Here is a 26,249-nt window from a genome sequence, read left to right on the forward strand (position 1 = left end):
AGCCTAGACGTCGAGGGAAGGCCGAGGGCGGGCCGCGTCACCGGTACGGTCACCCGTCCGTCGCGCACCACCCACCCCGCCCTCCGCGGGTCGACACGTCAGGATGGCTCCGTGACGTTCCCCGGCTTCGGCGACGCGGTCGTCGACTTCTACGAGGGTCTCGAGGCCGACAACACCAAGGCGTACTGGACCGACAACAAGGCGATCTACGAGGAGCAGGTGCGTGCGCCGATGCTCGCGCTGCTCGCCGACCTCTCCGCGGAGTTCGGCACCGGCAAGGTGTTCCGCCCCTACCGTGACGTGCGGTTCGCGGCCGACAAGACGCCCTACAAGACGCAGTGCGGGGCCACGGCAGGCCCGCACTACGTCCAGGTCTCCGCCGACGGGCTGATGATGGCCGGCGGCTACTACCGGATGACCTCGGCGCAGCTCGCGCGCTTCCGGGCGGCCGTGGACGACGATCGCCACGGCCCGGCGCTGGAGAAGATCGTCGACGGCCTGCGCGCCGACGGGTTCACGATCGGCGGCGAGCAGCTCAGGTCCCGGCCGCGCGGCGTCGACCCGGAGCACCCGCGCCTCGAGCTGCTGCGACACAAGAGCCTCTACGCCTGGTACGCCTGGCCGCCGTCGGACGAGCTGCACAGCCCGGAGCTCGCCGACCGCGTCGCGACGACCTGGCGCCGCCTCGCGCCGCTGGGTCAGTGGCTCGACGACCACGTCGGCGTCGACCTCGACGACGCCGCCGAGCGGCCCGGCCGCCGCTCCCGTACGTGAGTGCTTTCCGGCGCTATAGGGCCGGAAAGTACTCACGAGGGGATGGGGTCGCTCTCCCAGCCGCGCAGGTTGACCTGGTCGCACTCGAGGGCGAACTCGTCGATCTCCTCCGGCGAGGCACCACGGGCGAAGCGCTCGGCGAGTCCGCGGAAGTAGTGCTCGCGCGGGTAGCGCGACGCCGGCGAGCCGGGCACGAACAGGATGAGGAAACGGGCCTGCTCGTCGCCCACCGCGCGGAAGGCGTGCACACCGTTGACGGGCACGTGGGCGAAGTCGCCGCTCCCGAGCACCTGCCATTCCCGCCCGCTCATCACCGCGAGCCGCCCCGAGATCACCCAGAACGCCTCGGTGAACCCCGTGTGATAGTGCGGCACGGCGCCCACGCGCCCCGGTTCGGCGGCGCTCTCGAACAGCCCGTAACCGCCGCCGGTGACGTCGCCGGGCGCGAGGAAGATCGCCGGGCCTGCCTGCTCGGACTGCGAGCGGAAGCGATAGACGCCGGGGTCGGACGCCGGGATCGCGGGGTCCTCCGTGGGGAAGCTCACCCGCGCATCCTCACCGCACGTGCGACGGCACGAAAGGCGGCTTGACGATCTCGCACTCGAGCGCCCGGCCGCGCACGTCGATCGCCACGACGTCGCCCTCGTCGAGGCCCGCGGCGGTGTCGAGGAGCGCGAGCGCGATGCCGGTCCGCAACGTCGGGGAGAAGGTGCCCGAGGTGGTCTCGCCGACGACCTCCTCGCCCCGACGAACGGCCATGTGCCCGCGCGGCACCCCGCGCCCGGTCGCGCGCAGGCCCCACGACCGGCGTCGCGGCCCGGCCTCGCGCTCGGCGGCCAGGGCGGCGCGGCCCCAGAACGCGTCCTTCTTCCACCCCACCGCGAACCCGCAGCGGGCCTGCAGCGGTGTGATGTCCGGCCCCAGGTCCTGGCCGTGCAGCGGCAGCCCGGCCTCGGTGCGCAGCGTGTCGCGGGCGCCGAGACCGGCGGGCAGGCCGCCCTGCTCGGTGACCGCGGCGGCCAGCGCGTCCCACAGCTCCCCGGCGCCGTCGGCCGGCGCGATGAGCTCGTAGCCGCGCTCGCCGGTGTAGCCCGTGCGGCACACGCGCACCGGACGCCCGGACCATTCCGCGTCGACGAACGCCATGTAGTCCTGGTCCGCGGGCAGCCCCAGCGCCGCCTGCACCTCCGGCGACCGCGGACCCTGCACCGCCAGCACGACGTGCGCGTCGTGCTCGTCGGCGACCGTGATCCCTTCCGGCGCGGCCTCCGCGAGCTGCCGGCCGACACCCGCCGAGTTGGCGGCGTTGGGCACGGCGAACACCTCGTCCGGCGCGACCAGGTAGAGGATGAGGTCGTCGATCACCCCGCCGTCCTCGGCGCAGCACAGCGTGTACTGCGCCCGGCCCGGCCCGATGCGGGTGAGGTCGTTGGTCAGGCAGCGGTCGACGAACGCGGCCGCGCCCGGGCCGCTGATGCGGACCTTGCCGAGGTGGCTGACGTCGAAGAGGCCGACGGACTCGCGCGTCGCCGTGTGCTCGGCCACGGTGCCCGAGTACTGGACGGGCATCTCCCAGCCGCCGAAGGGCGCGAACGTGGCCCCGAGGGCGACGTGTCGGTCGTGCAGCGGGCTACGGCGCGCGTCGGTCACGGTGTCGGACACCCGCGGGACGGTAACCGAGCCCGCCCGGTCCTAGCATGTGATCGACACCGCCGATCTGGGGAGAGACCGCACGTGAGCAGCACCCCCGCCCTCGAGCTCCTCGGCGCCACGCCGGGCGCCGACGCCCTCACCGACACCGACGCCCTCGTCGTCGGCGTCCGCCCCGGCGAGGGTGGTGCGGATCCCGTCGTGGCGGGCGACACGGCCGTGCTCGGCGACCTGGCGGGCGACCTCCCCGCACTCGTCGCCCTCCTGGGCGGCACCGGCAAGGTCGGGGAGGTCACCCGGGTGCCGACGCGCGGGGCGATCGGGGCCGCCCAGGTGCTCGCGGTCGGTCTCGGCGGGGAGCCCGACGCCGACGCCGCGGGCGAGGCGCCCGATCTCGCCGAGCAGGTCCGCCGCGCCGCCGGCGCCGCCGCGCGCACCCTGCACGGGCACGCCGCGCACGTCGTGACCACGCTCTCGACGCTCGACCTCGCCGCCGCGGTCGAGGGCACGCTGCTCGGCGACTACACCTTCACCGACTACAAGAAGGCCCCCGAGACCGCGCCGACCGAGCTGGCCCGGGTCGGGCTCGTCGGTGACGGGGACGAGGCCGTGCTGACGCGCGCGGGTGCCGTCGCCCGCTGGGTCGCCGCCGCCCGCGACCTCGTCAACACCCCGCCCAACGACCTCTACCCCGACGCCTTCGCCGAGCGCGCCCGCACGCTCGCCGAGACCGCCGGCGTGTCGGTGGAGATCCTCGACGAGTTCCAGCTGGCCGAGGCCGGGTTCGGCGGCGTGCTCGGCGTCGGCGGCGGGTCCTCACGGCCGCCGCGGCTGGTCCGTCTGACCTACCGCCCGGCGAACCCGGTCAAGAAGGTCGCGCTCGTCGGGAAGGGCATCACGTTCGACACCGGCGGTATCTCGATCAAGCCGGCGGCGAACATGGACCACATGACCTCGGACATGTCCGGGGCCGCGGGCGTCGTCGCCGCGACCTGCCTGGCGGCCGAGCTCGGGCTCGACGTCGAGGTCGTCGCCACCGTCCCGATGGCCGAGAACATGCCGTCGGGCACCGCGTACCGCCCCGGCGACGTGCTGACGATGTACGGCGGCACCACCGTCGAGGTCCTCAACACCGATGCCGAGGGCCGGCTGATCCTCGGCGACGCGATCGCCCGTGCCTGCGAGGACGCGCCGGACTACCTGCTCGAGACGTCCACGCTCACCGGTGCCCAGCTGGTCGCGCTCGGCGCGCGCACCCCGGGCGTCATGGGCACCGAGGCCTTCCGCGACCGCGTCGCCGCGAACGCCGTGGCGGCCGGCGACGGCGGCTGGGCGATGCCGCTGCCCGAGGAGCTGCGCAGCGACCTCGACTCGCGCGTCGCCGACCTCGCCAACGTCACCAACCACCGCTTCGGCGGGATGCTCGTCGGCGGCATCTTCCTGCGCGAGTTCGTGGCCGACGGCGTGCCATGGGTGCACCTCGACATCGCGGGCCCGGCGTTCAACACCGGCGGCCCGCACGGGTACACCCCCAAGGGCGGGACCGGCGTCCCCGTCCGCACGATCGCGGCCGTGCTCGACGACATCGCCCGCCAGGGCTGATCGCCGGGCGGGCACCTCGGGCGAGGTGGAAGGATGAACCCGGACATCACCCCGCCGGAGTCACCGCTCCGCCGCAGGGTCACCGCACGCCACACGCCGACGCGGGAGTAGCAGCAGTGAGCGACACGTACGACGTCATCATCCTCGGAGCCGGGTCGGGCGGTTACGCCTGCGCCTTCCGGGCCGCGGAGCTCGGCCTGTCGGTCGCGCTGGTGGAGAAGGACAAGGTCGGCGGCACCTGTCTGCACCGCGGCTGCATCCCCACCAAGGCCCTCCTGCACGCCGCCGAGGTGGCCGACTCGGCGCGCGAGGGCGAACAGTTCGGGGTGAAGAGCTCGCTGTCGGGCATCGACATGAGCGGCGTCAACTCCTACAAGGACAACGTCGTCGCCCGCCTCTACAAGGGCCTGCAGGGCCTGGTGAAGGCCAACAAGGTCACGCTGATCGAGGGCGCGGGCAAGCTCGTCGGGCAGGACACCGTCGAGGTCAGGGCGAGCGGAGCGACGGGAGAGGGTGATGCCGGGCAGCGCTACCAGGGCCGCAACATCGTCCTGGCGTCCGGCTCGTACTCGAAGACGCTGCCCGGCCTCGAGCTCGGCGGGCGCGTCCTGACCTCCACCGAGGCCATCAACCTCGACTACGTGCCCGAGCGGGTCGTCGTCCTCGGCGGCGGCGTCATCGGCGTCGAGTTCGCGAGCGTGTGGAAGAGCTTCGGCGCCGAGGTCACGATCGTCGAGGCGCTGCCGAACCTCGTGCCCAACGAGGACGAGTTCCTCTCCAAGCAGCTCGAACGCCAGTTCCGTAAGCGGAAGATCGCGTTCAAGACCGGCACGAAGTTCACCGGCGTCACGCAGACCTCCGACTCCGTGACGATCTCGCTGGAGACCGGCGAGCAGATCGAGGCCGACCTCCTGCTCGTCGCCGTCGGCCGCGGCCCCAACACCGCCGACCTCGGCTACGAGGAGAACGGCGTCACGCTCGACCGCGGCTTCGTCCCCACCAACGACCGGCTCCACACCGGCGTCGGCAACATCTACGCCGTCGGCGACATCGTCCCCGGCCTGCAGCTGGCCCACCGCGGCTTCCAGCAGGGCATCTTCGTCGCCGAGGAGATCGCCGGACTGCACCCGCCGGTGATCGACGAGAAGGGCATCCCGCGCGTCACGTACTGCGAGCCGGAGGTCGCCTCGGTCGGGCTCACCGAGGCGCAGGCCAAGGAGCTCTACGGCGACGTGAAGACGATGACCTACGACCTCGCCGGCAACGGCAAGTCGCAGATCCTCAAGACCGCCGGGGCGATCAAGCTCGTCAAGGGTGGCACCGCCGACGACGCCCCGGTGGTGGGCGTCCACATGATCGGCAGCCGGATGGGTGAGCAGGTCGGCGAGGCCCAGTTGATCTACAACTGGGAGGCGCTCCCCGACGACGTCGCCAACCTCATCCACGCCCACCCCACGCAGAACGAGGCTCTCGGGGAGGCGCATCTCGCGCTGGCCGGCAAGCCCCTGCACAGTCACTCCTGATCTTGGCAACACCTGACCCCCGAGAGAACCCAGCGAGGAGTTCGAGCACGATGGCCTACTCCGTCCAGATGCCTGCCCTCGGGGAGAGCGTCACCGAGGGCACCATCACCCGGTGGCTCAAGCAGGAGGGCGACCACGTCGACGTCGACGAGCCCCTGCTCGAGGTGTCCACCGACAAGGTCGACACCGAGATCCCGTCGCCGCAGGCGGGCGTGGTGCAGCGGATCGTGGCGCAGGAGGACGAGACCGTCGAGGTCGGCGGCGAGCTCGCCGTGATCGGTGACGAGGGTGACTCCGCGGGCGGTGGCGGCGGTGCGCCCACGCAGCAGTCCGCGCCGGAGCCCCAGTCCGCGCCGCAGCCCGAGCCCGCCCCCGAGCCGGAGCCCGAGCCCGCCCCCGAGCCGGCGCAGCAATCCCAGCCCGAGCCCCAGCAGCCGCCGGCCGCGGCAGCGTCGTCCGGCGGGTCGTCCGGCGGGTCGTCCGGCGGGTCGTCCGGCGGGTCGTCCGGCGGGTCGTCCGGCGGGACCACCGTCGAGATGCCCGCGCTCGGCGAGTCGGTCACCGAGGGCACGGTGACGCGCTGGCTCAAGCAGGTCGGCGACTCCGTCGACGTCGACGAGCCGCTGCTCGAGGTGTCCACCGACAAGGTCGACACCGAGATCCCGTCGCCGGTCGCCGGCACGGTCCTCGAGCTCAAGGCAGGCGAGGACGACACCGTCGAGGTCGGCGGCGCGCTCGCCGTCATCGGCGACGCCGGCTCCGGCGGCGCGTCCGCGGCACCGGAGCAGCAGTCCGCGCCGCAGCCCGAACCGCAGCAGGCGGCCGAGCCGCAGCAGGCGGCCGAGCCGCAGCAGGCGCCCGAGCCGCAGCCCGACCAGCCGGTCGCCGCGTCCGGGGCCGACGACCACGTCTCCCACGAGACCGAGCAGTCGACCACCGCGAGCGGGCCGGCGAACGCCGGCGGGCTCCGGCCGCGCGAGGGCGCGGTGGGCAGCAACGGCTCGTCGGCGCCCGAACAGGAGTCCGGCTCGCCGTACGTCACGCCGCTGGTGCGCAAGCTCGCCGCGGAGCGAGGCGTCGACCTCTCGTCGCTCACCGGTACGGGCGTCGGCGGGCGCATCCGCAAGCAGGACGTCGTCAAGGCGGCCGACGAGCAGGATCAGCAGGCGGCTCCGGCCGCGGCCGCCGCGCCGGCGGGCGGCTCCGGTTCCGGCACGGTGCACGGCGGCGAGGTGCAGAAGCCGGCGGCGGCCGGCGCGCGCGGCTCGTCGGGCCCGCCCGCCGCGGACACCTCCGGACTGCGCGGCACCACGCAGAAGATGTCGCGGCGCCGGCAGACGATCGCCAAGCGCATGGTGGAGTCGCTGCAGGTCTCCGCCCAGCTCACGACGGTCGTCGAGGCCGACGTCACCCGGGTCGCCCGCCTGCGCGACCGCGTGAAGGGCGACTTCCAGCAGCGCGAGGGCGTGAAGCTCTCGTTCCTGCCGTTCATGGCGCTGGCCACGGTGGAGGCGCTCAAGGCGCACCCCGCGGTGAACGCCTCGATCGACACCGAGAAGAGCGAGGTCACCTACCACGGCGCCGAGCACCTGGGCATCGCCGTGGACTCCCCGGCCGGGCTGATCGTGCCGGTGATCCACGACGCCGGGGACCTCAACCTGGCCGGGCTCGCCCGCAAGATCGCGGACGTGGCGGACCGCACCCGCACGAACAAGATCACCCCGGACGAGCTGGCCGGCGGCACCTTCACGATCACCAACACCGGCTCACGCGGCGCACTGATCGACACGCCGATCATCAACCAGCCCCAGGTCGGCATCCTGGGCACGGGTGCGGTCGTGAAGAAGCCGGTCGTGCTGCAGGACGACTCCGGCGGCGACGTCATCGCAGTGCGCTCGATGGCGTACCTGTGCCTGTCGTACGACCACCGGATCGTCGACGGCGCCGACGCGGCGCGGTTCCTCACCACGGTCAAGGACCGTCTCGAGGGCGGCGCCTTCGAGGGCGAGCTGGGGATCTAGCCGCGTCTGTTCCTGACCGAAGGGCCCCGTCGCACGATCTCGTCGCGCGGAGGGGCCCTTCGCTGGGTTCGGGCTCGCCGGAAGGATTCCGACGAAGGGCTCCCTTCGCTCGTCTCTGCGAACGAAGGTGCCCTTCGGTCACGACCGAGCCGGTGACCCCGGGTCGCGAGGGGGCGGACACTCCGCGACGATCACCCCATGCGCGTCGTCATCGCCGGGTCCTCCGGGCTCATCGGCTCCGCCCTGGTCCCGCGCCTGCGGGAGGCCGGTCACGAGGTCGTCCGCCTGGTGCGGCGGACCCCGCAGGCCCCCGACGAGCGGGGCTGGGACCCCGCCGCGGGCCACCTCGCGCCGGGTGCGTTGGAGGGTGCGGACGCGCTGGTCAACCTGTGCGGGGCGGGGATCGGCGACAAGCGCTGGACCGGGGCGCGCAAGCAGGAGCTCCGCGACAGCCGCATGATCCCCACCGACGTCCTCGCGCGCGCCGTCGCCGAGCACGGCATCCCGACGATGGTCAGCGGGTCGGCGGTCGGCTGGTACGGCGACACCGGGGCGATGGCCGTCGACGAGACCGCCCGCCGCGGGCAGGGCTTCCTCGCCGACCTCTGTCGCGACTGGGAGGCGGCCACCGCGCCCGCGTCCGAGGCCGGCGCGCGCGTCGTGCTCGTGCGCACCGGGCTCGTGCTCTCGCCGTCGGGCGGGCTGATGGGGCGGATCAAGCCGCTCTTCCAGTTCGGGCTGGGCGGGCGCCTGGGCTCCGGCTCGCAGTTCTGGCCGTGGATCTCCCTCGACGACGAGGTCGGCGCGATCGTGTACGCGCTCGAGCACGACACGGTCGCCGGCCCGATGAACGCCACCGGCCCCGACCCCGTCAGCAACGACGAGTTCACCCGCGTCCTCGCCGAGCAGTTGCACCGGCCCGCGCCGTGGGTCGTGCCCGGATTCGCCATGCGCACCGTGCTCGGGGAGTTCGCCGACGAGGGTGTGCTGGTCAGCCAGCGGATCATGCCCGGCGTGCTGGAGCGCGAGGGCTTCGCGTTCCGGCACCGCACGCTCTCGGAGGCGCTCGTCGCGGTGCTCGACGGATGAGCACCCCCGAGGCCGTCGACGTCGTCGTGGTCGGCGCCGGGCTCGCGGGCCTGCGCGCGGCGCAGACGGTCGCGCGGGCCGGCCGCTCGGTGGTCGTCTGCGAGGCCGGCGACGGCGTCGGCGGCCGGGTGCGCACCGACGTCGTCGACGGTTTCCTCGTCGACCGCGGGTTCCAGATCCTCAACACGTCGTACCCGGCGCTGCGCGCGGCCGTCGCCCTCGACGCCCTCGACCTGCGCCGCTTCACCCCCGGCGCCGCGGTGCGCGACGGCGACGGGCGCCTGCACCGGCTCGCCGACCCCCGCCGCGTCCCCACCTGGGCCCCGCGCACGGCGCTCGACCGGCTGCTCGGGCCCGGCGACAAGGCCCGCATCGGCGCGCTGACCCTGCGCTCGCTGGTCGTCCCGCCGGCCCGCCAGGCCCGGGCCCCGGAGCGCTCGACCGCCGACGAGCTGGCGCGCTGGGGCCTCGGGGGTGCGCCGACCGAGACGTTCCTGCGCCCGTTCCTCGCGGGCGTGCTGGGCGACCGCGACCTGGCGACGTCGTCGCGGGTGTTCTCCCTGTTCTGGCGCGGCTTCGCCCGCGGCGACCTGGCACTACCCTCGCGGGGGATCGGCGCCGTGCCCGCCCAGCTCGCGGCGCGGCTGCCGGCGGGGACCGTGCTCCTCGACACGCCCGTCGAGCGGGTCGCGCCCGGGGCGGTGGCGACCGCGCGGGGCACCGTGCGGGCCGGCGCGGTGATCGTCGCGACCGAGGGCACGTCGGCGTCCGCGCTGCTCGCCGGGCGGGTGCCGCCGCCGCGCACGTTCGCACTGACCACCCACTTCCACGTCACCGCCGACCCGCCCACGCGCCGGCCGTTGCTGCACCTCGACGGGGCGGGCGGTCCGGTCGTCAACACCGTCGTGCTCACTGCGGCGGCGCCGTCCTACTCCCCCGACCACCGCCACCTCGTCGCCAGCACCGTCCTCGGCGCCGAGCCGTTGCCGGGGCCCGAGCTCCGCGCCGAGCTCACGCGGATCTGGGGCACACCGGTCGGGGCATGGGACGAACTGGCGACGGTGCGCGTGCCCCACGCCCTGCCCGCCGCGGTGCCGCCGACCCCGGCGGGGCTGCGCCGCTCCGTCGACGTCGACGACGGCCTCTTCGTCGCCGGAGACCACCGGGACACCCCATCGGTCCAGGGCGCGCTGGTCAGCGGGCGGCGCACGGCACAGGAGGCGCTCCGGTACCTCGCCCGGGGCGCGTAGCGCGGCGCAGCCGGACCCGCCGGCGCCGGGGTAGCGTCGGGCTCGTGAGCCGATCCAGCCGCGCCGCGAGCGAGCCCGTCGAGGTCCACGAGCTCGGCACCGTCGACTACCTCGAGGCCTGGGAGCGCCAGCGGGCGCACGCCGACGCCCGCGTCGCGGGCACGGGGCCGGACGTCCTGCTGCTGCTCGAGCACCCGTCGGTCTACACGGCCGGTCGCCGCACGCTGCCCGAGGAGAAGCCGCTCGACGGCACCCCGGTCATCGACGTCGACCGCGGCGGGAAGATCACCTGGCACGGGCCGGGCCAGCTCGTCGGCTACCCGATCATCGGTCTCGCCGAGCCGGTCGACGTCGTCGAGCACGTCCGGCGTCTCGAGCAGGCGCTGATCGACGTGTGCGACCGCTACGGCCTCACCGTCGGGCGGATCGACGGCCGCAGCGGGGTCTGGCTGCCCGCCGACGACCGCGGCCCCGCCCGCAAGATCGCCGCGATCGGCGTCCGCGTGGCCCGCGGGGTGACGCTGCACGGATTCGCGATCAACACCGACCCGGACCTCGCCGCGTTCGGGGCGATCGTGCCGTGCGGCATCCGCGACGCCGGCGTCACCAGCCTCACCGCCGAGCTCGGGCGGCACGTGACCGTCGACGAGATCCGCGACGAGGTGCGCGAGGCGGTGCTGGCGGCGCTGGACGGCACCCTGGAGATCACCGACCGCACCCTCCCGACGCCCGCGACCGACGGGGCGCAGGACGTCACCGTCGGGGGTCTCACCGTGCGCGTGGGCGCCGCGCGCTGAAAGGCCGAGCCCGGACCGTCTTGACAGGGCCCCGGCGACGACGCGACTGTGCGCGCGATCACACCGTCGTGAGGAGATCGCCGTGGACGTGTCCGTCGCCTTCCCGACCGCGTTGAGCTCGCCGGACGACATCGCGCTCGCCGAGCAGCTGGGCTACGCACGGGCCTGGGTCTACGACACGCCGCAGCAGAGCCCGGACGTCTGGATGACCCTCGCGCTCGCGGCCGAGCGCACGGAACGGATCGGGCTCGGTCCCGGGGTGCTCGTGCCGACCCTGCGCCATCCGATGACCAACGCGGCCGCCACGGCGACTCTCGCGGCGCTCGCCCCGGGCCGCGTCGCCGTCGCGTTCGGCACCGGGTTCACCGGACGCCGCGCGATGGGCTACCGCGCGATCCCGTGGTCGTTCATGGACGCCTACATCCGCACCTACCGCGCGCTGCTGCGCGGCGAGGTCGTCGAGTGGGAGGGCGCGCAGATGCAGATGCTGCACCCCGACGGCCATGCGCCGGCGCGGCCGGTCGACGTCCCGGTCCTCGTCGGGGCGCTCGGGCCGAAGGGCGATGCGGTCGCGCGCGAGCTCGGCGACGGGCTGTACGTCACCCTCGCGCAGCCGGACTTCATGTCGGCGTACGCCTGGGTGCCCTACCTGGCGTGGGGCACGGTGCTCGACGATGACGAGGCGCCGGACTCCGACCACGCGAAAGCCACGGCCGGCCCGGGCTGGGCGCTCGCGTACCACGGGGCCTACGAGTTCGGCGGGCCCGACGCCGTGCGCGACCTGACGGGCGGCGACGCGTGGATGGACACGGTCGAGAAGGCGCCCGAGGGCCGGCGGCACCTCGCCGTCCACGTCGGGCACTGCGTGGAGCTCAACGACGCCGACCGGGCGGCGTGGGACGCCGGTGGGCACACGATGCTGCGCGACGCGACGCTCGCCGGGACCCGCAGCGAGGTCCGCGACCGCCTCGACCAGCTCGCCGAGAACGGCGTCACCGAGATCGTCTTCCAGCCCTGCGGGCCCGACACCCGTCGCGAGCTCGAACGTTTCCACGACGCCGCCACCTCGCGGTGATCGACGGAAGAATACGGACGTTCAGTGTCTGCGACGCCACGTCGCTGACACGGAGCTACAGCTGGGGGGCCACCTCGGAGGCGAGGAGGTCGAGGTGGTCGAGGTCGGGGAGGTCGAGCACCTGCAGGTAGACGCGGTGCAGGCCCGCGCGCTCGCCGAAGGCGCCGAGCTTGTCGACCAGTTCCGACGGCGTGCCCGCGAGGCCGCTGGCGCGCAGCTCCCCCGGGTCGCGGCCGATGGCGGCGGCGCGCCGGGCGACCTCGGCGTCGTCGCGGCCGACGCACAGGACCTGGGCGGTCGAGCGGGTCAGGGTCCCCGGGTCGCGATCGAGGTCGCGGCACGCGGCGTCGACGCGCTCCTGGCCCGCCACGACGTCCTCGAGGCCCGCGAAGGGCATGTTGAACTCGTCGGCGAACGTCGCGGCGAGCCGGGGCGTGCGCCGGGGGCCGTTGCCGCCGATGATGATCGGCGGGTGCGGGGTCTGTGCCGGCTTGGGCAGGCCGGGGCTGTCGTCGAACGTGTAGTGCTCGCCGTGGTGGGTGAACTTCACGCCGACCGGCGTGCGCCACGACCCCGTGAGGATCTCCAGCTGCTCGGTGAGCATCGCGAACCGCTCCCCCACCGACGGGAACGGGATGCCGTACGCGCGGTGCTCGGCCTCGTACCAGCCCGTGCCGATGCCGAGCTCGACGCGCCCGCCGGACATCTGGTCGACCTGGCCGACCGCGACGCCGAGCGGCCCGGGCAGCCGGAACGTGGCGGCCGTCATCAGTGTTCCGAGACGGATCGTGCGCGTCTCGCGGGCGAGTGCGGCGAGCGTCACCCACGCGTCGGTGGGCCCGGGCAGGCCGTTCGCGTCGCCCATCGCGAGGTAGTGGTCGGACCGGAAGAAGGCGTCGAACCCGGCGTCCTCGGCCGCCCGTGCCACGCGGAGCAGATCATCGTAGGCGGCGCCCTGCTGCGGCTCGGTGAAGATCCGGAGGTCCACACGATCAGGGTAGTCCGGGCGCTCACGTCCGAACCGTCCCCCGGGGGTCGCATCCGACCGACCGTGTCGCCCGTGCGGCGTAGGGTCGGGGACGTGACGGTCGCTCCCAGCCAAGATCCGTCCAGCGGACGGAAGATGTTGCGGCTCGAGGTCCGCAACTCCCAGACGCCCATCGAGCGCAAGCCGGAGTGGATCCGCACGCGCGTGGCCACCGGACCGAACTTCACCGAGCTCAAAGGCCTGGTGAAGGGCTCCGGTCTGGCCACCGTGTGTGAGGAGGCCGGCTGTCCGAACATCTTCGAGTGCTGGGAGGACCGCGAGGCCACCTTCCTCATCGGCGGCGAGCAGTGCACGCGCCGGTGCGACTTCTGCCAGATCGACACCGGCAAGCCCTCACCGTTGGACGTCATGGAGCCGCGGAAGGTCGCCGAGTCGGTCCGGCAGATGGGGCTGCGCTACTCCACGATCACCGGCGTCGCGCGTGACGACCTCGACGACGGCGGCTCGTGGCTCTACGCCGAGACGGTCCGCCAGGTGCACGAGCTGAACCCGGGCACCGGCGTCGAGCTGCTGATCCCGGACTTCGACGGGCGCGCCGACCAGCTCGGCCCGGTCTTCGACGCCGCACCGGAGGTGCTCGCGCACAACCTGGAGACCGTCCCGCGCATCTTCCGCCGCATCCGGCCGGGGTTCCGGTACGAGCGCTCCCTCGACGTCATCCGCCAGGCGCGGGCCGCCGGTCTGGTGACGAAGTCGAACCTCATCCTCGGCATGGGCGAGACCCCCGAGGAGGTCACCGGGGCGATGCAGGACCTCTACGACGCCGGGTGCGAGCTGCTCACGCTCACCCAGTATCTGCGCCCGTCCGTGCGCCACCACCCCGTGGAGCGCTGGGTCAAGCCCGAGGAGTTCGTCACCCACCGCGACGCCGCGCTCGCGATGGGCTTCCCCGGCGTCATGGCCGGCCCGCTGGTGCGCTCGTCCTACCGGGCGGGGCGCCTCTACGCGCAGGCCAAGCTCGCCCGGGGCGAGGAGCTCCCCGCGGGCATGGCCGAGCTCGCCGAGGAGGGGCCCGCCCGCCAGGAGGTCGGCGAGGTCCTCGCGCGTACGCGCGGCTGACGCCAGGTCCCCGTAGGGCAGAATGGGGCCCATGGCGAAGCAGGGCTCCGGCGCGGCGAGCAAGGAAGAGAAGAAGGCCGCGAAGCAGGCCGCGAAGGCGGCCCGCCGCGAGCGTTTCCGCCAGATCTGGCAGGCGTTCCAGATGCAGCGCCGCGAGGACAAGGCGCTGCTCCCGCTCATGATCGGCGCGGTCGTCGTCACCGCGCTGGTGCTGTTCGGCGTCGGCCTGCTCATCGGCCAGGAGTGGTTCCTGCTGCCCACGGGTGTGCTGCTCGGCGTCCTCCTCGCCGTGATCATCTTCGGCCGCCGCGTGCAGAAGAACGTCTACTCGAAGGCCACCGGCCAGCCCGGCGCCGCCGGGTGGGCGCTCGACAACATGCGCGGCAGGTGGCGGGTCACCCAAGCCGTCGCGGGCACCACCCAGCTCGACGCCGTGCACCGCGTCATCGGCCGGCCGGGCGTCGTCCTCGTCGCCGAGGGTGCTCCGCACCGCACCAAGAGCCTGGTCGCCCAGGAGAAGAAGCGGGTCGCGCGCATCATCGGCCAGGTGCCGATCTACGAGGTCGTGGTCGGCGAGGAGGAGGGCCAGGTGCCCCTCTCCAAGCTCCAACGCCACATGACGAAGCTGCCCCGCAACATCGACAAGTCCCAGATGGAGACCGTCGAGAAGCGCCTGGCGGCGCTGGCCAACCGCAGCGGCCCCGCCGTGCCCAAGGGCCCGGTGCCGCGCAACGCCCAGCAGCTCAAGGGCATGCAGCGCACCGCCCGCCGTCGCTGAGCTGTCGCTGGGCTCCGCCCGGCGCCACGGCGCCTCAGCAGGTGGCGACCGGTCCGGGTCGCGGCGGTACCGCGCCCGCCGCCGACGTAGGTGACGGTGACCTCGCGCGGGCCCGTCCAGCCCACTGAGACCCCGTAGGTGGGGCGGGCTCACCGGCTCCGGACCACGACCGTGCGGCTCGCGCGGTCGTGGACGCCGCGCGAGTCGTGGTCGACGATCAGGGCGGGGATGACGAAGAACAGCGACGCGGTGCGCACCAGCGTCCACAGCAGGCCGACGCCCGGGCGCTCGGGACGGTCGAGCCGCACCACGCGCATGCCCAGCAGCACCATCGCGGGCGTCGCACCCACCACCGCCACCGGCACGACCATGAGGATCGCCCAGGTCAGCAGGCTCCAGTTCTGCGGGAGCGCCGGGTAGGTGAACAGCCCTGCGAGGACGCCCGCCAGCACCGCGTCGAGCAGGAACTGGGCGCCGCGCCGGCCCAGCGTCGCCACCGAGCCGGGCCCCACCTCGGGCAGTCCGAGGCGCTCGCCGGGGTAGCCCTCGTCGGTGACCTCGGGCGAGGGTACGGACCGGACCTCACGCCCGGCCTCACGCTCGGCCTCACGCTCGGCCTCACGCTGCGTGGACCGCGCCGTCGTGTGCCCTTCGCCGCCCGAGCCCTCCAGCCATTCCCGAAACCACGCCACCGTGACAGGCTACGGCGGCCGGGAGCGGGGGGCGCTGTGTCGCCGACCGACCACCCTGCGCGCGTTAACTGCTGTGAAACATGCTGGTGACGACCGAGCAACAGCACCGACCTAGCGTTCGGGATCACCAGGATCGGTCACGGTCGGCGCCCCCGATCAGTGGGTACTGTGCGGCCCGCTGACCACTCGACCCCCGTCGTCCCCGGCAAGCGTGTGAAGGAGCCCCGAGGGTGTTCAACAATCAGGACGAGGTCTTCAAGTACATCTCCGACGAGGGGGTGAAGTACGTCGACGTCCGCTTCTGCGACCTGCCGGGGCAGATGCAGCACTTCACCGTGCCGGCGTCGGAGTTCGGCGAGGACGTCTTCACCGCCGGGCTGGCCTTCGACGGCTCGTCGATCACGGGTTTCCAGAGCATCAACGAGTCGGACATGACGCTGCTGCCCGACGTGGCCACGTCGCGCATCGACCCGTTCCGGGCGCAGAAGACGCTGAACGTCAACTTCTTCGTGCACGACCCCCTCACGCTCGAGGCCTACAGCCGCGACCCGCGCAACGTCGCCCGCAAGGCCGAGACGTTCCTCTCGACCGTCGACGTGGCCGACACGTGCTTCTTCGGCCCCGAGGCCGAGTTCTACATCTTCGACTCGATCCGCTACGACTCGAAGTCGAACGGCACCTTCTACGAGGTCGACTCGGTCGAGGGCGCGTGGAACGCCGGTCGCGACGAGCCGGGCGGCAACAAGGGCAACAAGATCGCCTTCAAGGGCGGCTACTTCCCCGTCGAGCCGACCGACCAGAGCTCCGACCTGCGCGCCGCCATCGGTACCAACCTGATCAACTCCGGCTTCGAGCTCGAGAAGCTGCACCACGAGGTCGGCACCGGCGGCCAGGCCGAGATCAACTACAAGTTCAACACGCTGCTGCACGCCGCGGACGACCTGCAGCTGTTCAAGTACATCGTCAAGAACACGGCGTGGCAGGCCGGCAAGACCGTCACCTTCATGCCGAAGCCGCTCGCCGGCGACAACGGCTCGGGCATGCACTGCCACCAGTCGCTGTTCAAGGGCGGCGAGCCGCTGTTCTACGACGCCAACGGCTACGCCGGGCTGTCGGACCTGGGCCGCCACTACATCGGCGGCATCCTGCACCACGCCCCCAGCCTGGTCGCGTTCACCAACGCCACGGCGAACTCCTACCACCGCCTGGTGCCCGGCTTCGAGGCCCCGATCAACCTGGTCTACTCCAACCGCAACCGCTCGGCGTGCGTCCGCATCCCGATCACCGGCGACAACCCGAAGGCCAAGCGCCTCGAGTTCCGCTGCCCCGACTCGTCGGGCAACCCGTACCTGTCCTTCGCCGCCATGATGATGGCCGGCCTCGACGGCATCCGGAACAAGATCGAGCCCCCGACGCCGATCGACAAGGACCTCTACGAGCTGCCGCCGGAGGAGGCCGCCAACATCGCGCAGGTCCCGGCCAGCCTCGACGCGGCGGTCAACAACCTCGAGGCCGACCACGACTACCTGCTCGAGGGCGGCGTGTTCACCTCGGACCTCATCGAGAAGTGGATCGAGCTCAAGCGCGACGACGTCACGGGCCTGCGGCTGCGTCCGCACCCGTACGAGTTCGAGCTGTACTACAACTGCTGAGTCACCGAGTGGCTCGCGACGGCCCGGTCACCCCGCGGGGTGACCGGGCCGTCGTGCGTCCCGGGCTGCGCGTCAGCGGACCTGGTGGTCCTTGCGCACGCGCAGCACCGCGAGCGCGACGGTCACCACCCCGACCGCGCCGACGGTGAACAGGATGATCCCGAGCACCGAGTTCGGGGAGAAGATGAAGAAGAGGCCGGCCACCAGGAGCACGGCACTGATCACCCAGCCGATCACACAGGCGCGCATCGTGGTGAGACCGAGAGCCGAGAACATGCCCGCCATGCTGGCACGACCTCGCTCAGCGTCTCCCCCCGCCGTCGTGTGATCTCTTGTCGGGCACGTCGTCGCGCGGGGACAGGGCGGCGGCGACGACGTACTGGTAGACGTAACGGATCTCCTCGCCGCGCCGGACCGGCAGGCACACCCAGCCCACCCACTCCCCCGTCGTCGTCCGACGCCACGCCAGCAGCTCGCCCGGGACGCGACTCTGGAGATCGACCCCCTCGGGTATCGGGCGGACCGGGCGCTCCTGCGGACGCGGGTAGGCGATCGCGAGGTCGACCCACACGCGCTTGACCTCGTCGCGCTGCAACGCGCCGGACCGGTCGTTACGGCGTTGCGCCGCACCGCGCTCATCGAACACATGTTCGATGGTCGGGGATAGGCGTCCGCCACGCCACTCACACGGCCGTGCGTGTCCCGATCGCCGTGCACCTCACGGCGTCTCGAGGCCATCCTCCCGGCACCATGACCGAGTAGGACATCGTCCGGGAGCTCCGTGGTGCGGTCCACCGACGGGACGCCACCGCTGTCGTGGCCGTGGTGGTCGAACGCCTGGGCGCATGCGCTCCAGCACGCGGGCGACGGGTTCCTCCTCGCGTTCGGCATGGACGAGCCCGGGGCGCCCGATGCAGGACGGCGACGAGCACTGGCTGCCCGTCGAGCGCCTGGCCCTCCCGGAGAGCACGCGGGTCGAGCTCGCCGAGCCGTTCCCCGCGACGCTCGACCTCGTCGCGCTCGCGCGCTGAGTCCGCGCCCGGGGAAACCCCCGCCCCGGCCAGGTATCTCTACGCATACCGGACGCGGCTGCGCTTCGTAGTTTCGGTGTCACCGCAGGTCAGAGCCCTCGGACCCGCGGACGACACACGAGAGAAGCGAGCCCCTCCCATGACTCGACCATTGACCTCCGTGCTCGCCGGCGCCGTCGCCGGCACCGCCCTCCTCCTCACCGCCGGCCCGGCTCTCGCCACGACCCCCGCGGAACCGCCGTACCCCCGCGAACGCGTCGTCGCCGAGGTGCTGCCGGCTGTCACCTACATCGAGACCCGCAGCAACGCCGTCGTGCGGGAGCGTGGAACCGGCCGCGAGATCGGTTCGGTGTCGGTCACCGGCAGCTGCTCGGGGGTGGTGGTGTCGAACGACGGGCACATCGCGACCGCCGGCCACTGCGTGCACCCCGACGACATCCGCAACACCATGGCCCGCGACCTCGCCGCCCGGCTCGAGGCCCGCGGCGTCGGCCCCCGCGACCGGCTCTACGCCTTCATCCTCATCCGCTACGAGTTCCAGGGGCGCACCCCGGGCACGCCGATCGACCGCACGGTCACCGCGGTCCGCGCCGACAGCGGGGGCACCGAGACCCGGATGCCCGCCCGCATCGTCGACGCCGAGCCGAACCGCCGCGGCGACGTCGCGCTGCTCGACGTCGACGGCACCGACCTGCCCGCCGCCACGCTCGCGCCGGCCGGCGAGCTCACGCCGGGCACGCCGGTCACGAGCATCGGCTACCCCGCCGACCGCGATCGCGCGCTCGACCCCAGCACGGCACCGAGCTGGAAGGACGGCACGGTCAGCTCCGTCCAGACGCGCAGCGGGGTCCCGTTCGTCGAGGTCAGCGCCGCGATGGCGCCGGGGATGAGCGGCGGGCCCGCCGTCGACGGACGGGGCCGCGTGATCGGGCTGAACAGCATGGGGCTGGGCGAGTCCGGCTCCTTCAACTTCGTCGCGCCCACCTCGACACTGCGCACGATGCTCGAGCGCCACGGCGTGCGCACCGAGCCCGGCCCGGTGGACCTCGCCTACCGCGCCGGCCTCGACCACCGTGTGACCGGCGAGAACGCCGACGCCGTCGCCGCCTTCCGCGAGACCCTGCGCCTGCGTCCCGACCACGGCAGCGCCCAGGAGCAGCTGCGCCTCGCCGAGGCGGCCTACGCCACCGACGGCGACGTCAGCGAGCAGCGCGCGATGGTGTGGGGCATCTCCGGCGGGGCGCTCCTGCTGCTCCTCGTCGTCGGGACGGTCGTGACGGTGATCGTCGTCCGGCGCCGCCGCCGGGCAGGCGGCCCGGGCGCCGGTCCGATGGGTCCGACGGGTCCGACGGGTCCGATGCCCCCGATGGCTCCGCAGTACCCGATGGGCCCCATGGGCCCGGTCACCGGCCCGCCGTCCGGCCCGACCCCGCCGGCCACGTGGCCCTACGGCCCGCCCCCGCAGGGCACCTACCCCCAGGCTCCGCAGCCGCCGGTCGTCTCGCCCTTCGGGCCCGCGGCCCCGCCGCCCGAGGTGCCACCCTCCCGAGCCGACACAGTCCGCTGACGGAGATCAGGAGTGCGAGAGCACCTCCCGCCAGGGGCTGGAGGTGCTCGTCGCACTCCTGATCTCGTGTGGGCCGGCACCGGGGAGGAGGAGCCGTGGCCGCGCCCGATCAGCAGTCAGTCCACCAGGTAGAAGATCCGGTCGACGACCGAACGCGCGCGGCGGGTGAGCCGGCGGTACTCGTCGAGGAACACACCCGGGTCGTCGTCCGGGTCGTGGCCCAGCGCCGAGGCGACGGCGACGAGGTCGCGGCCGGAGCGTGGGACCTCGTCGGTCGGGCGCCCGCGCACGAGGGTCGCCGCCGCGCGGGCGTGGGTGGCCATCGTCCAGCCGGCCGCGAGCTCGTCGGCGTCGCCGGGCTCCACCAACCCCGCCTTGGCCGCCGCGGCGAGCGCCTCGAGCGTCGAGGGCGTGCGCAGGGACGGCACCGCACCGGCGTGCTGGAGCTGCAGCAGCTGAACGGTCCACTCGACGTCGGAGAGCCCGCCGGTGCCCAGCTTGGTGTGCAGGGCCTTGTCGGCGCGGCGGGGCAGGCGCTCGTTGTCGACGCGGGCCTTGATCCGCCGGATCTCGCGGGCCTTCTCGTCGGGCAGGCCGTCGGCGGGGTACCGGTACGGGTCGATCACCTCGACGAACGCGGCGCCGAGCGCCTCGTCGCCCGCGACCGGCCGGGCGCGCAGCAGCGCCTGGTACTCCCACGTGTCGGCGAGCTTCGCGTAGTACTGCCGGTAGGAGTCGAGGGTCCGCACGAGCGGGCCGCCCCGGCCCTCGGGCCGCAGCTTCGCGTCGACCTCCAGCGGCGGGTCCGGGCTCGGCGCGCCGAGGGCGGACGTCGTGGCCTCGGCGACGGCCTTGGCGTAGCGGACGGCCTCGGCGTCGTCGACACCGTCGGCGGGCTCGCACACGAACAGTACGTCGGCGTCCGACGAGTAGCCCAGCTCCGCGCCCCCGAGCCGTCCCATGCCGATCACCGCGAGGCTCGCGGGCGCCGGGCCGTCCCCGACCTGCCCGCGCGCGGCGGCGTCGAGGGCGGCCTGCAGCACGGCCACCCAGATGCTCGACAGCGCCGCACACACGGCGGACACGTCGAGCAGCCCGAGCAGGTCGGCGCACGCCACGCGCACCAGCTCGATGCGGCGCATGGACCGCCCGACCTGGCCCGCCGACTCGGGGTCGGTGTGGCGGGCGACGGCACGGCGCAGGGAGGCGGCGACTTCCTCGGGCCGGCGGGCGACCAGCTCGGCGTTCGGGCCGTCCCCTGCGAGCAGCCGCAGCACCTCGGGGGTCCGCGGCATCATCTCGGCCACCCAGCGCGAGGTGCCCAGCACCCGCATGAGCCGTTCGGCGGCCACGCCCTCGTCGCGCAGGTAGCCCAGGAACCACGGCGTGTCCGCGAGCGCCTCGGACACCTTGCGGTAGCCGAGCAGCCCGTGGTCCGGGTCGGCGGTGTGCCCGAGCTCGTCGAGCAGCACCGGCAGCAGCGCCCGCTGGATGCGGCTCGCGCGGCTGACGCCGCTGGTCAGCGCCTGGAGGTGCCCGAGCGCGCCCTGCGGCGAGGTCCAGCCCAGCGCCTTGAGGCGGCGCATCGCCGACTCCGAGGTCAGCACGAGGTCCTCGCCCGGCACGCGCGCCACCGACTCGAGCAGCGGGCGGTAGAAGAGCTTCTCGTGCAGGCGCCGCACGCGCACCGTGTGCCGCGAGCGCTCGTGCTGCAGCACGCCCACGGCGTCGCGCGAGCCGTCGGCACGCAGCTTGGCTGCGCGGGCGAGCCGGCGCAGGCCCGCGGTGTCGTCGTCGGGCGGGAAGAGATGGGTGCGGCGCATCTTCTGCAGCTGCACGCGGTGCTCGAGCAGGCGCAGGAAGCGGTACGACGCGGCGAGGTTGGCGGCGTCGTCGCGACCGACGTACCCGCCGTCGGCCAGCGCGGCGAGTGCGGCGAGGGTGTTCTGGCTGCGGATCGTCTCGTCGCCCCGACCGTGGACCATCTGCAGCAGCTGCACCGCGAACTCGACGTCACGCAGTCCCCCACGGCCGAGCTTGAGCTCGCGGTCGGCGTGCTCGGCGCGGATGTGGTCGACGACCCGGCGGCGCATGGCCCGGACGTCGGAGACGAAGTCGTCGCGGTCGGCGGCGCTCCACACCATCGGCGCGAGCGCCTCGCAGTACTGCCGCGCCAGCTCCTCGTCGCCGGCGACGGGGCGCGCCTTGAGCAGCGCCTGGAACTCCCAGGTCTTCGCCCAGCGCTCGTAGTAGGACACGTGCCCTTCGAGCGTGCGGACGAGCGCGCCCTGCCGACCCTCGGGCCGCAGGTTGGCGTCCACCTCGAGGAACGCCTCGGTGGCGATGCGCATCATCGTCGAGGCGAGCCGGGTGGCGACGTCGGTGGCGCCCTCGGCCACGAAGATCACGTCGATGTCGCTGACGTAGTTGAGCTCGCGACCGCCGCACTTGCCCATGCCGATCACCGCGAGACGGCACGGCAGCGCCTTCTCCCGCCCACCGTCCTTGCTCCCCAGCGCGTCCGCGATCGTCGCGTCCGCGACGGCCAGGGACGCCCGGAGTCCCGCGGCGGCGAGGTCGGCGAGCTGGGCCGCGACGACCTCGACCGGGACGACCGGCAGGTCGGGCTCGCACACCGCCTGGAGGTCGGCAGCGGCGATCGCGAGCACCTCGTCGCGGTAGGCCAGGCGCAGCACCCCGACGCCGTCGGGCTCGAGCACCGTCGCGCGCGGCTCGTCGACGGACGCGCCCACGGACTCCAGCAGGGTCCGCGTGCGGTCCTCGAGGTCCGGGAGCTGCGAGGCGTCGTACGTGCGCCCGGGGGTGCCCTGGCTGCGCAGGGTGCGCCAGCGCTCGGGGTGGGCGACGAGGTGGTCGCCGAGCGCGGTCGAGCCCCCGAGGACGCCGAACAGGCGCCCGCGCAGGCCCTGGTCCGTCTGCAGCGCCTGGACCAGGGACGGCCACTCGTCCTCGCCGAGCGCCTCGCGCAGCCGCTCGAGCGCCAGCAGCCCGAGGTCCGGGTCAGGGCTGCGGGCCAGGGCCCAGACGGTGAGCTCGGCGTCCCGGACCGGTGCGTCGCCGTCCCAGAAACCGAGCGCGGCGAGGCGCGGGCCGGCGTCGGGATCGGTCAGCCCGAGCCGCGCCGGCGCACGGCCCGTCCGGTTCCGGCGTGGGCTCCCCGTCACGGACTCGGTCATGCCCCGAGGATTCCAGCTCGCCGGGATACCGGCCCGTCCGCTGGCAGGATCGAGGGCATGCAGCGCTTCGAGTACAAGGTCGTCCAGCTCCGCGAGAGCCTCATGGGCGGCAAGCTCTCCGACGACAAGCTCGAGAAGATCCTCAACGGCGAGGCCTCCCAGGGGTGGCAGCTCAAGACCATCACGAGCGCCGACGTCAAGGGGCGCTTCGGTCCGGGCGGCGTGGACGGTCTCCTGGTGACGTTCGAGCGCCCCGTCTGATCTACAGGGTCGGCAGGTAGGTCGCCAGCTCGTACGGGGTGACGTTGCGGCGGTACGCGTCCCACTCCGCGCGCTTGTTGCGCAGGAAGAAGTCGAAGACGTGCTCGCCGAGGATCTCGGCCATGAGCTCCGAGCGCTCCATCGCCGCGAGCGCGCCGTCGAGGTTCTGGGGCAGCGTCTCGTAGCCCATCGCGCGGCGCTCGCCCTCGGAGAGCATCCAGACGTTGTCCTCGGCCGCCGGCGGCAGTTCGTAGCCCTCGGCGACGCCCTGCAGCCCGGCGCCGAGGATCACCGCGTACGCGAGGTACGGGTTGGCCGCGGTGTCGATGGTGCGCACCTCGACGCGGCGCGACGACGCCTTGCCCGGCGAGTACATCGGCACGCGGACCAGCGCCGAACGGTTGGCGTGGCCCCAACACACGGTGGTCGGGGCCTCGCCGCCGACGATGAGGCGCTTGTAGGAGTTGACGAACTGGTTCGTCACCGCGGAGATCTCGCGGGCGTGGCGCAGGATGCCCGCCACGAACGCCTTGCCCGTCTTCGACAGCTCGTAGGGCTCGGCGGCGTCGTGGAAGGCGTTCTGGTCGCCCTCGAACAGGCTGATGTGGGTGTGCATCGCCGAGCCCGCGTGCTCGGTGAACGGCTTGGGCATGAAGGACGCGCGCACCCCCTGGGTGATCGCGACCTCCTTGACGATGTAGCGGAAGGTCATGATGTTGTCCGCCATCGTCAGGGCGTCGGCGTAGCGCAGGTCGATCTCCTGCTGGCCGGGGCCGCCCTCGTGGTGGCTGAACTCCACCGAGATGCCCATCGCCTCGAGCGACTCGATCGCGCGGCGCCGGAAGTGCGGGGCGGCGTCGTGGCTCGCCTGGTCGAAGTAGCCGCCGGTGTCGGCGGGGACCGGCGGCGTGCCGTCACCGGGCAGGTCGCGCAGCAGGTAGAACTCGATCTCCGGGTGCACGTAGCAGGTGAACCCCGCCTCGGCGGCCCGGGAGAGCCCGCGGCGCAGCACGTGGCGCGGGTCGGCCCACGACGGCGAGCCGTCGGGCATCGTGATGTCGCAGAACATCCGCGCCGAGTAGTGCCCGCCGCCCGCGGTCTCCCAGGGCAGCACCTGGAACGTCGCCGGGTCGGGCTTCGCGACCATGTCCGACTCGTAGACGCGGGCGAACCCCTCGATCGCCGACCCGTCGAACCCGATGCCCTCGGCGAACGCGCCCTCGAGCTCGGCCGGGGCGACCGCGACCGACTTCAGGTAACCGAGCACGTCGGTGAACCACAGCCGCACGAAGCGGATGTCGCGTTCCTCCAGCGTGCGCAGGACGAACTCCTGCTGGCGATCCATGGGACCGACCCTAGGTGCGCGTTCTGGTCGCCGAAAGCGGGGCCCTGTCACACGACCACGGACACTCGATGCCGGCTACGTCGCCGGACAGGTGGCGTCCGGCGGCGCCGGCGTCCCGTCGATCAGGTAGCGGGTCACGATGTCGTCGACGCACGGCGAGTTCTGGAACACCGCGGTGTGCTCGTCGCCGACCTTGGTCAGCAGCGAGCCGTTCAGCGCGCGGGCCAGCTCGACGCCCGCCTGGTAGGGCGTGGCCGGGTCGCCGGTGGTCGACACGACCAGCGGCGGGGCCAGGCCCGGGACCTGAGGGATGTGGGGCTGGCTGGTCGGCGGCACCGGCCAGAACGCGCAGCTGTCGCGCGCCGAGGACACCCCGCGCCCGCTGTCGAGGAACGGCGCCGCCTCCGTGTAGGCCTGCGCCCGGGCCAGCGACTGGGCGGGGTCGGTGACCCGCGGGTCGTCGACACAGCGGATGGCCTCGAAGGCGTCCTGCGACGCGGCGTAGGTGCCGTCCGGGTTCCGCTCGTAGTACTCGTCGGCCAGCGTCATCAGCTGGCCGCCCTGGCCGGCGCGCAGCTCGGACAGCGCCCGGTTCAGGCGCGGCCAGTACGCCTCGACGTAGAGCGCGTTGATCGTGCCCTGCTGGGCGTCGCCGTACGAGAGCACCCGCCCGCCCGCCAGCGGCAGCGGCGCGTCGATCAGCGGGCGGGTCAGGTGCTGGTACGCCGCGGTCGTCTGCGCGGGGTCCTGGCCGAGCGGGCAGTTCGGGCGGGTGGTGCAGTCGCGGGCGAAGGCGTCGAACGCCCCCTGGAAGCCGCGGCCCTGCTCGACCAGCTCGGTGGTCGGGTCCTGGTCGGGGTCCAGCGCGCCGTCGAGGACCATCGCCCGGACGTTGCCCGGGAACTGCTCGGCGTACGTCGAGCCGATCCGGGTGCCGTAGGAGAAGCCGAGGTAGGACAGCTGCGCATCGCCGAGCGTCGCGCGGAGCACGTCCATGTCACGGGCGACGTCGCGCGTGCCGACGTTCGCGAGCACGTCGACCCCGGTGCGCTGGGCGCAGCGGTCGACGGTCTGCTGCTCCTCCGCCTCGGTCTGCGCGACCCCGGCCGGCGAGGGGTCGGTGTCGTCGTCGCGGCGGTCGGCGTCGCGCTCGGGGCCCTCGAGGCAGCGGATGGCGGGCTCGCTCGCGCCGACCCCACGGGGGTCGAAGCCGACGACGTCGAACCGGCGCCCGACCTCGGTCTGGGCCAGCGACGTCGCCAGGTAGGCGGCGGTCTGGATGCCCGACGCCCCCGGCCCGCCCGGGTTGATCACGAGCGACCCGATGCGCTGCGGGGAGGACGGCGCCGCGTGGCGCAGGACGGCGATCGTGCCCGTGCGCCCGTCGGGCTGCGCGTAGTCCAGCGGGACCTCCATCCGCGCGCACTGCAGCGCGGGGTCCGCGTAGATCTGGCGGTCCTCCTCGGTGGACGCGAACGGCGCGCACGGACCCCACGCGAGCTGCTGGCCGTAGAACCGCTCGAGACCGGGCGGGGCGCTCGCGGACGGGTCGGGCTCCGCGACCCCGGGGACGACCTGGGCGCACGCCCCGAGCACGACGGCCACAGCTCCGAGAGCCGTGGCGACCAGGGTGCTGTTCCGGCGTCGGAGGAGGGTGGCGCGCACGGCGGCCACCTTCCCACGTGGCCCGTGATCGTCCGGTGACGGGCGTACCCCGTTACCTTCTTGATCAGGCCCGGTGAGGGCTTGCAGGCCGCCGGCCACGGCATGACTGAGTGCCCCTGTCGTTGATGATCTGGGGGGTGTTGTCACCGTGGTCGGAGGGCGCCAACGACCGC

Annotated in this window: 22 protein-coding genes; 13 read left to right on the top strand and 9 right to left on the bottom strand. The window is 73.5% G+C overall.

Annotated features, from left to right (window positions below):
- Positions 1-111: 111 nt before the first annotated feature.
- Entirely contained in the window at positions 112-774 is a 663-nt protein-coding gene (locus tag AC2A1K_RS30715; protein ID WP_483900149.1) for a DUF2461 domain-containing protein, read from the top strand.
- Between the two features lie 32 nt (positions 775-806).
- Here the strand turns inward: AC2A1K_RS30715 and AC2A1K_RS30720 are convergent, their stop codons facing one another.
- Both AC2A1K_RS30720 and gcvT read right to left on the bottom strand, forming a co-directional pair.
- Positions 807-1,319, bottom strand: coding sequence for a cupin domain-containing protein (locus AC2A1K_RS30720; protein ID WP_483900150.1), 513 nt, complete (start codon positions 1,317-1,319; stop codon positions 807-809).
- A 10-nt stretch (positions 1,320-1,329) separates the two neighbouring features.
- Positions 1,330-2,436: a glycine cleavage system aminomethyltransferase GcvT gene (gcvT, locus tag AC2A1K_RS30725; protein WP_483900151.1), complete on the bottom strand. Its 1,107-nt coding sequence runs from the start codon at positions 2,434-2,436 to the stop codon at positions 1,330-1,332.
- Between the two features lie 72 nt (positions 2,437-2,508).
- Between gcvT and AC2A1K_RS30730 the strand changes: the two genes are divergently transcribed.
- The 7 genes from AC2A1K_RS30730 to AC2A1K_RS30760 all read left to right on the top strand — a co-directional run bounded on the left by AC2A1K_RS30730 (position 2,509) and on the right by AC2A1K_RS30760 (position 11,781).
- Positions 2,509-4,026: a leucyl aminopeptidase gene (locus AC2A1K_RS30730; RefSeq protein ID WP_483900152.1), complete on the top strand. Its 1,518-nt coding sequence runs from the start codon at positions 2,509-2,511 to the stop codon at positions 4,024-4,026.
- A 116-nt stretch (positions 4,027-4,142) separates the two neighbouring features.
- Entirely contained in the window at positions 4,143-5,549 is a 1,407-nt protein-coding gene (gene lpdA, locus AC2A1K_RS30735) for a dihydrolipoyl dehydrogenase (RefSeq protein WP_483900153.1), read from the top strand.
- A 50-nt stretch (positions 5,550-5,599) separates the two neighbouring features.
- Positions 5,600-7,570, top strand: coding sequence for a 2-oxoglutarate dehydrogenase, E2 component, dihydrolipoamide succinyltransferase (sucB, locus tag AC2A1K_RS30740; RefSeq protein ID WP_483900154.1), 1,971 nt, complete (start codon positions 5,600-5,602; stop codon positions 7,568-7,570).
- Between the two features lie 198 nt (positions 7,571-7,768).
- A complete protein-coding gene (locus tag AC2A1K_RS30745) occupies positions 7,769-8,659 on the top strand; it encodes a TIGR01777 family oxidoreductase (protein WP_483900155.1) in 891 nt (296 codons plus the stop codon).
- Positions 8,656-9,909 carry an NAD(P)/FAD-dependent oxidoreductase gene (locus tag AC2A1K_RS30750; RefSeq protein WP_483900156.1) on the top strand — a complete coding sequence of 418 codons (1,254 nt, stop codon included), beginning with the start codon at positions 8,656-8,658 and terminating at the stop codon, positions 9,907-9,909. Before AC2A1K_RS30745 ends, AC2A1K_RS30750 begins: the two co-directional genes overlap by 4 nt.
- Before the next feature lie 44 nt (positions 9,910-9,953).
- On the top strand, positions 9,954-10,706 hold the full coding sequence (lipB, locus tag AC2A1K_RS30755; protein WP_483900157.1) for a lipoyl(octanoyl) transferase LipB: 753 nt from the start codon (positions 9,954-9,956) through the stop codon (positions 10,704-10,706).
- A gap of 82 nt (positions 10,707-10,788) precedes the next feature.
- Positions 10,789-11,781 (top strand): LLM class flavin-dependent oxidoreductase, encoded by a 993-nt coding sequence (locus AC2A1K_RS30760; protein ID WP_483900158.1) that lies wholly within the window; start codon positions 10,789-10,791, stop codon positions 11,779-11,781.
- Positions 11,782-11,836: 55 nt separating this feature from the next.
- On the opposite strand, the gene AC2A1K_RS30765 is transcribed toward AC2A1K_RS30760, so the two are convergent.
- Positions 11,837-12,769 (bottom strand): LLM class F420-dependent oxidoreductase, encoded by a 933-nt coding sequence (locus AC2A1K_RS30765; RefSeq protein WP_483900159.1) that lies wholly within the window; start codon positions 12,767-12,769, stop codon positions 11,837-11,839.
- 135 nt (positions 12,770-12,904) lie between these two features.
- On the opposite strand from AC2A1K_RS30765, the gene lipA reads away from it, so the two are divergent.
- Both lipA and AC2A1K_RS30775 read left to right on the top strand, forming a co-directional pair.
- A complete protein-coding gene (lipA, locus tag AC2A1K_RS30770) occupies positions 12,905-13,888 on the top strand; it encodes a lipoyl synthase (RefSeq protein ID WP_483900171.1) in 984 nt (327 codons plus the stop codon).
- Between the two features lie 31 nt (positions 13,889-13,919).
- A complete protein-coding gene (locus AC2A1K_RS30775; RefSeq protein ID WP_483900160.1) occupies positions 13,920-14,666 on the top strand; it encodes a DUF4191 domain-containing protein in 747 nt (248 codons plus the stop codon).
- 149 nt (positions 14,667-14,815) lie between these two features.
- Here the strand turns inward: AC2A1K_RS30775 and AC2A1K_RS30780 are convergent, their stop codons facing one another.
- Complete coding sequence (locus AC2A1K_RS30780) at positions 14,816-15,358, bottom strand: RDD family protein (protein ID WP_483900161.1); 543 nt, start codon at positions 15,356-15,358, stop codon at positions 14,816-14,818.
- Positions 15,359-15,588: 230 nt separating this feature from the next.
- On the opposite strand from AC2A1K_RS30780, the gene glnA (AC2A1K_RS30785) reads away from it, so the two are divergent.
- Complete coding sequence (gene glnA, locus AC2A1K_RS30785) at positions 15,589-17,010, top strand: type I glutamate--ammonia ligase (protein WP_483900162.1); 1,422 nt, start codon at positions 15,589-15,591, stop codon at positions 17,008-17,010.
- A 72-nt stretch (positions 17,011-17,082) separates the two neighbouring features.
- On the opposite strand, the gene AC2A1K_RS30790 is transcribed toward glnA (AC2A1K_RS30785), so the two are convergent.
- Positions 17,083-17,286 (bottom strand): hypothetical protein, encoded by a 204-nt coding sequence (locus tag AC2A1K_RS30790; protein ID WP_483900163.1) that lies wholly within the window; start codon positions 17,284-17,286, stop codon positions 17,083-17,085.
- 25 nt (positions 17,287-17,311) lie between these two features.
- Complete coding sequence (locus tag AC2A1K_RS30795; RefSeq protein WP_483900164.1) at positions 17,312-17,656, bottom strand: hypothetical protein; 345 nt, start codon at positions 17,654-17,656, stop codon at positions 17,312-17,314.
- A 524-nt stretch (positions 17,657-18,180) separates the two neighbouring features.
- Here AC2A1K_RS30795 and AC2A1K_RS30800 point away from each other — a divergent pair.
- A complete protein-coding gene (locus AC2A1K_RS30800) occupies positions 18,181-19,608 on the top strand; it encodes a trypsin-like peptidase domain-containing protein (RefSeq protein ID WP_483900165.1) in 1,428 nt (475 codons plus the stop codon).
- Positions 19,609-19,724: 116 nt separating this feature from the next.
- Here the strand turns inward: AC2A1K_RS30800 and AC2A1K_RS30805 are convergent, their stop codons facing one another.
- Positions 19,725-22,805 carry a bifunctional [glutamine synthetase] adenylyltransferase/[glutamine synthetase]-adenylyl-L-tyrosine phosphorylase gene (locus AC2A1K_RS30805; protein WP_483900166.1) on the bottom strand — a complete coding sequence of 1,027 codons (3,081 nt, stop codon included), beginning with the start codon at positions 22,803-22,805 and terminating at the stop codon, positions 19,725-19,727.
- A gap of 57 nt (positions 22,806-22,862) precedes the next feature.
- Here AC2A1K_RS30805 and AC2A1K_RS30810 point away from each other — a divergent pair, with 57 nt between their 5' ends.
- The gene (locus AC2A1K_RS30810; RefSeq protein ID WP_483900167.1) at positions 22,863-23,066 is read left to right on the top strand and encodes a DUF4177 domain-containing protein; all 204 of its coding nucleotides are present in this window, start codon (positions 22,863-22,865) and stop codon (positions 23,064-23,066) included.
- 1 nt (position 23,067) lies between these two features.
- On the opposite strand, the gene glnA (AC2A1K_RS30815) is transcribed toward AC2A1K_RS30810, so the two are convergent.
- Together glnA (AC2A1K_RS30815) and AC2A1K_RS30820 are read right to left on the bottom strand one after the other, a co-directional pair.
- On the bottom strand, positions 23,068-24,411 hold the full coding sequence (gene glnA, locus AC2A1K_RS30815) for a type I glutamate--ammonia ligase (protein WP_337703100.1): 1,344 nt from the start codon (positions 24,409-24,411) through the stop codon (positions 23,068-23,070).
- 75 nt (positions 24,412-24,486) lie between these two features.
- The gene (locus tag AC2A1K_RS30820) at positions 24,487-26,076 is read right to left on the bottom strand and encodes an alpha/beta hydrolase (RefSeq protein WP_483900168.1); all 1,590 of its coding nucleotides are present in this window, start codon (positions 26,074-26,076) and stop codon (positions 24,487-24,489) included.
- Positions 26,077-26,249: the final 173 nt, after the last annotated feature.

Source organism: Actinomycetospora sp. 2LY8.5 (genome assembly GCF_057180585.1).

What these genes read in the sequence shown, in the direction of transcription:
- sucB (WP_483900154.1), top strand. Translation starts at nt 5,600, where the DNA reads ATGGCCTACTCCGTCCAGATGCCTGCCCTCGGGGAGAGCGTCACCGAG.
- AC2A1K_RS30745 (WP_483900155.1), top strand. Translation starts at nt 7,769, where the DNA reads ATGCGCGTCGTCATCGCCGGGTCCTCCGGGCTCATCGGCTCCGCCCTG.
- AC2A1K_RS30750 (WP_483900156.1), top strand. Translation starts at nt 8,656, where the DNA reads ATGAGCACCCCCGAGGCCGTCGACGTCGTCGTGGTCGGCGCCGGGCTC.
- lipA (WP_483900171.1), top strand. Translation starts at nt 12,905, where the DNA reads ATGTTGCGGCTCGAGGTCCGCAACTCCCAGACGCCCATCGAGCGCAAG.
- AC2A1K_RS30775 (WP_483900160.1), top strand. Translation starts at nt 13,920, where the DNA reads ATGGCGAAGCAGGGCTCCGGCGCGGCGAGCAAGGAAGAGAAGAAGGCC.
- AC2A1K_RS30790 (WP_483900163.1), bottom strand. Translation starts at nt 17,286, where the DNA reads ATGTTCTCGGCTCTCGGTCTCACCACGATGCGCGCCTGTGTGATCGGC.
- AC2A1K_RS30800 (WP_483900165.1), top strand. Translation starts at nt 18,181, where the DNA reads ATGACTCGACCATTGACCTCCGTGCTCGCCGGCGCCGTCGCCGGCACC.
- AC2A1K_RS30805 (WP_483900166.1), bottom strand. Translation starts at nt 22,805, where the DNA reads ATGACCGAGTCCGTGACGGGGAGCCCACGCCGGAACCGGACGGGCCGT.
- AC2A1K_RS30810 (WP_483900167.1), top strand. Translation starts at nt 22,863, where the DNA reads ATGCAGCGCTTCGAGTACAAGGTCGTCCAGCTCCGCGAGAGCCTCATG.
- glnA (WP_337703100.1), bottom strand. Translation starts at nt 24,411, where the DNA reads ATGGATCGCCAGCAGGAGTTCGTCCTGCGCACGCTGGAGGAACGCGAC.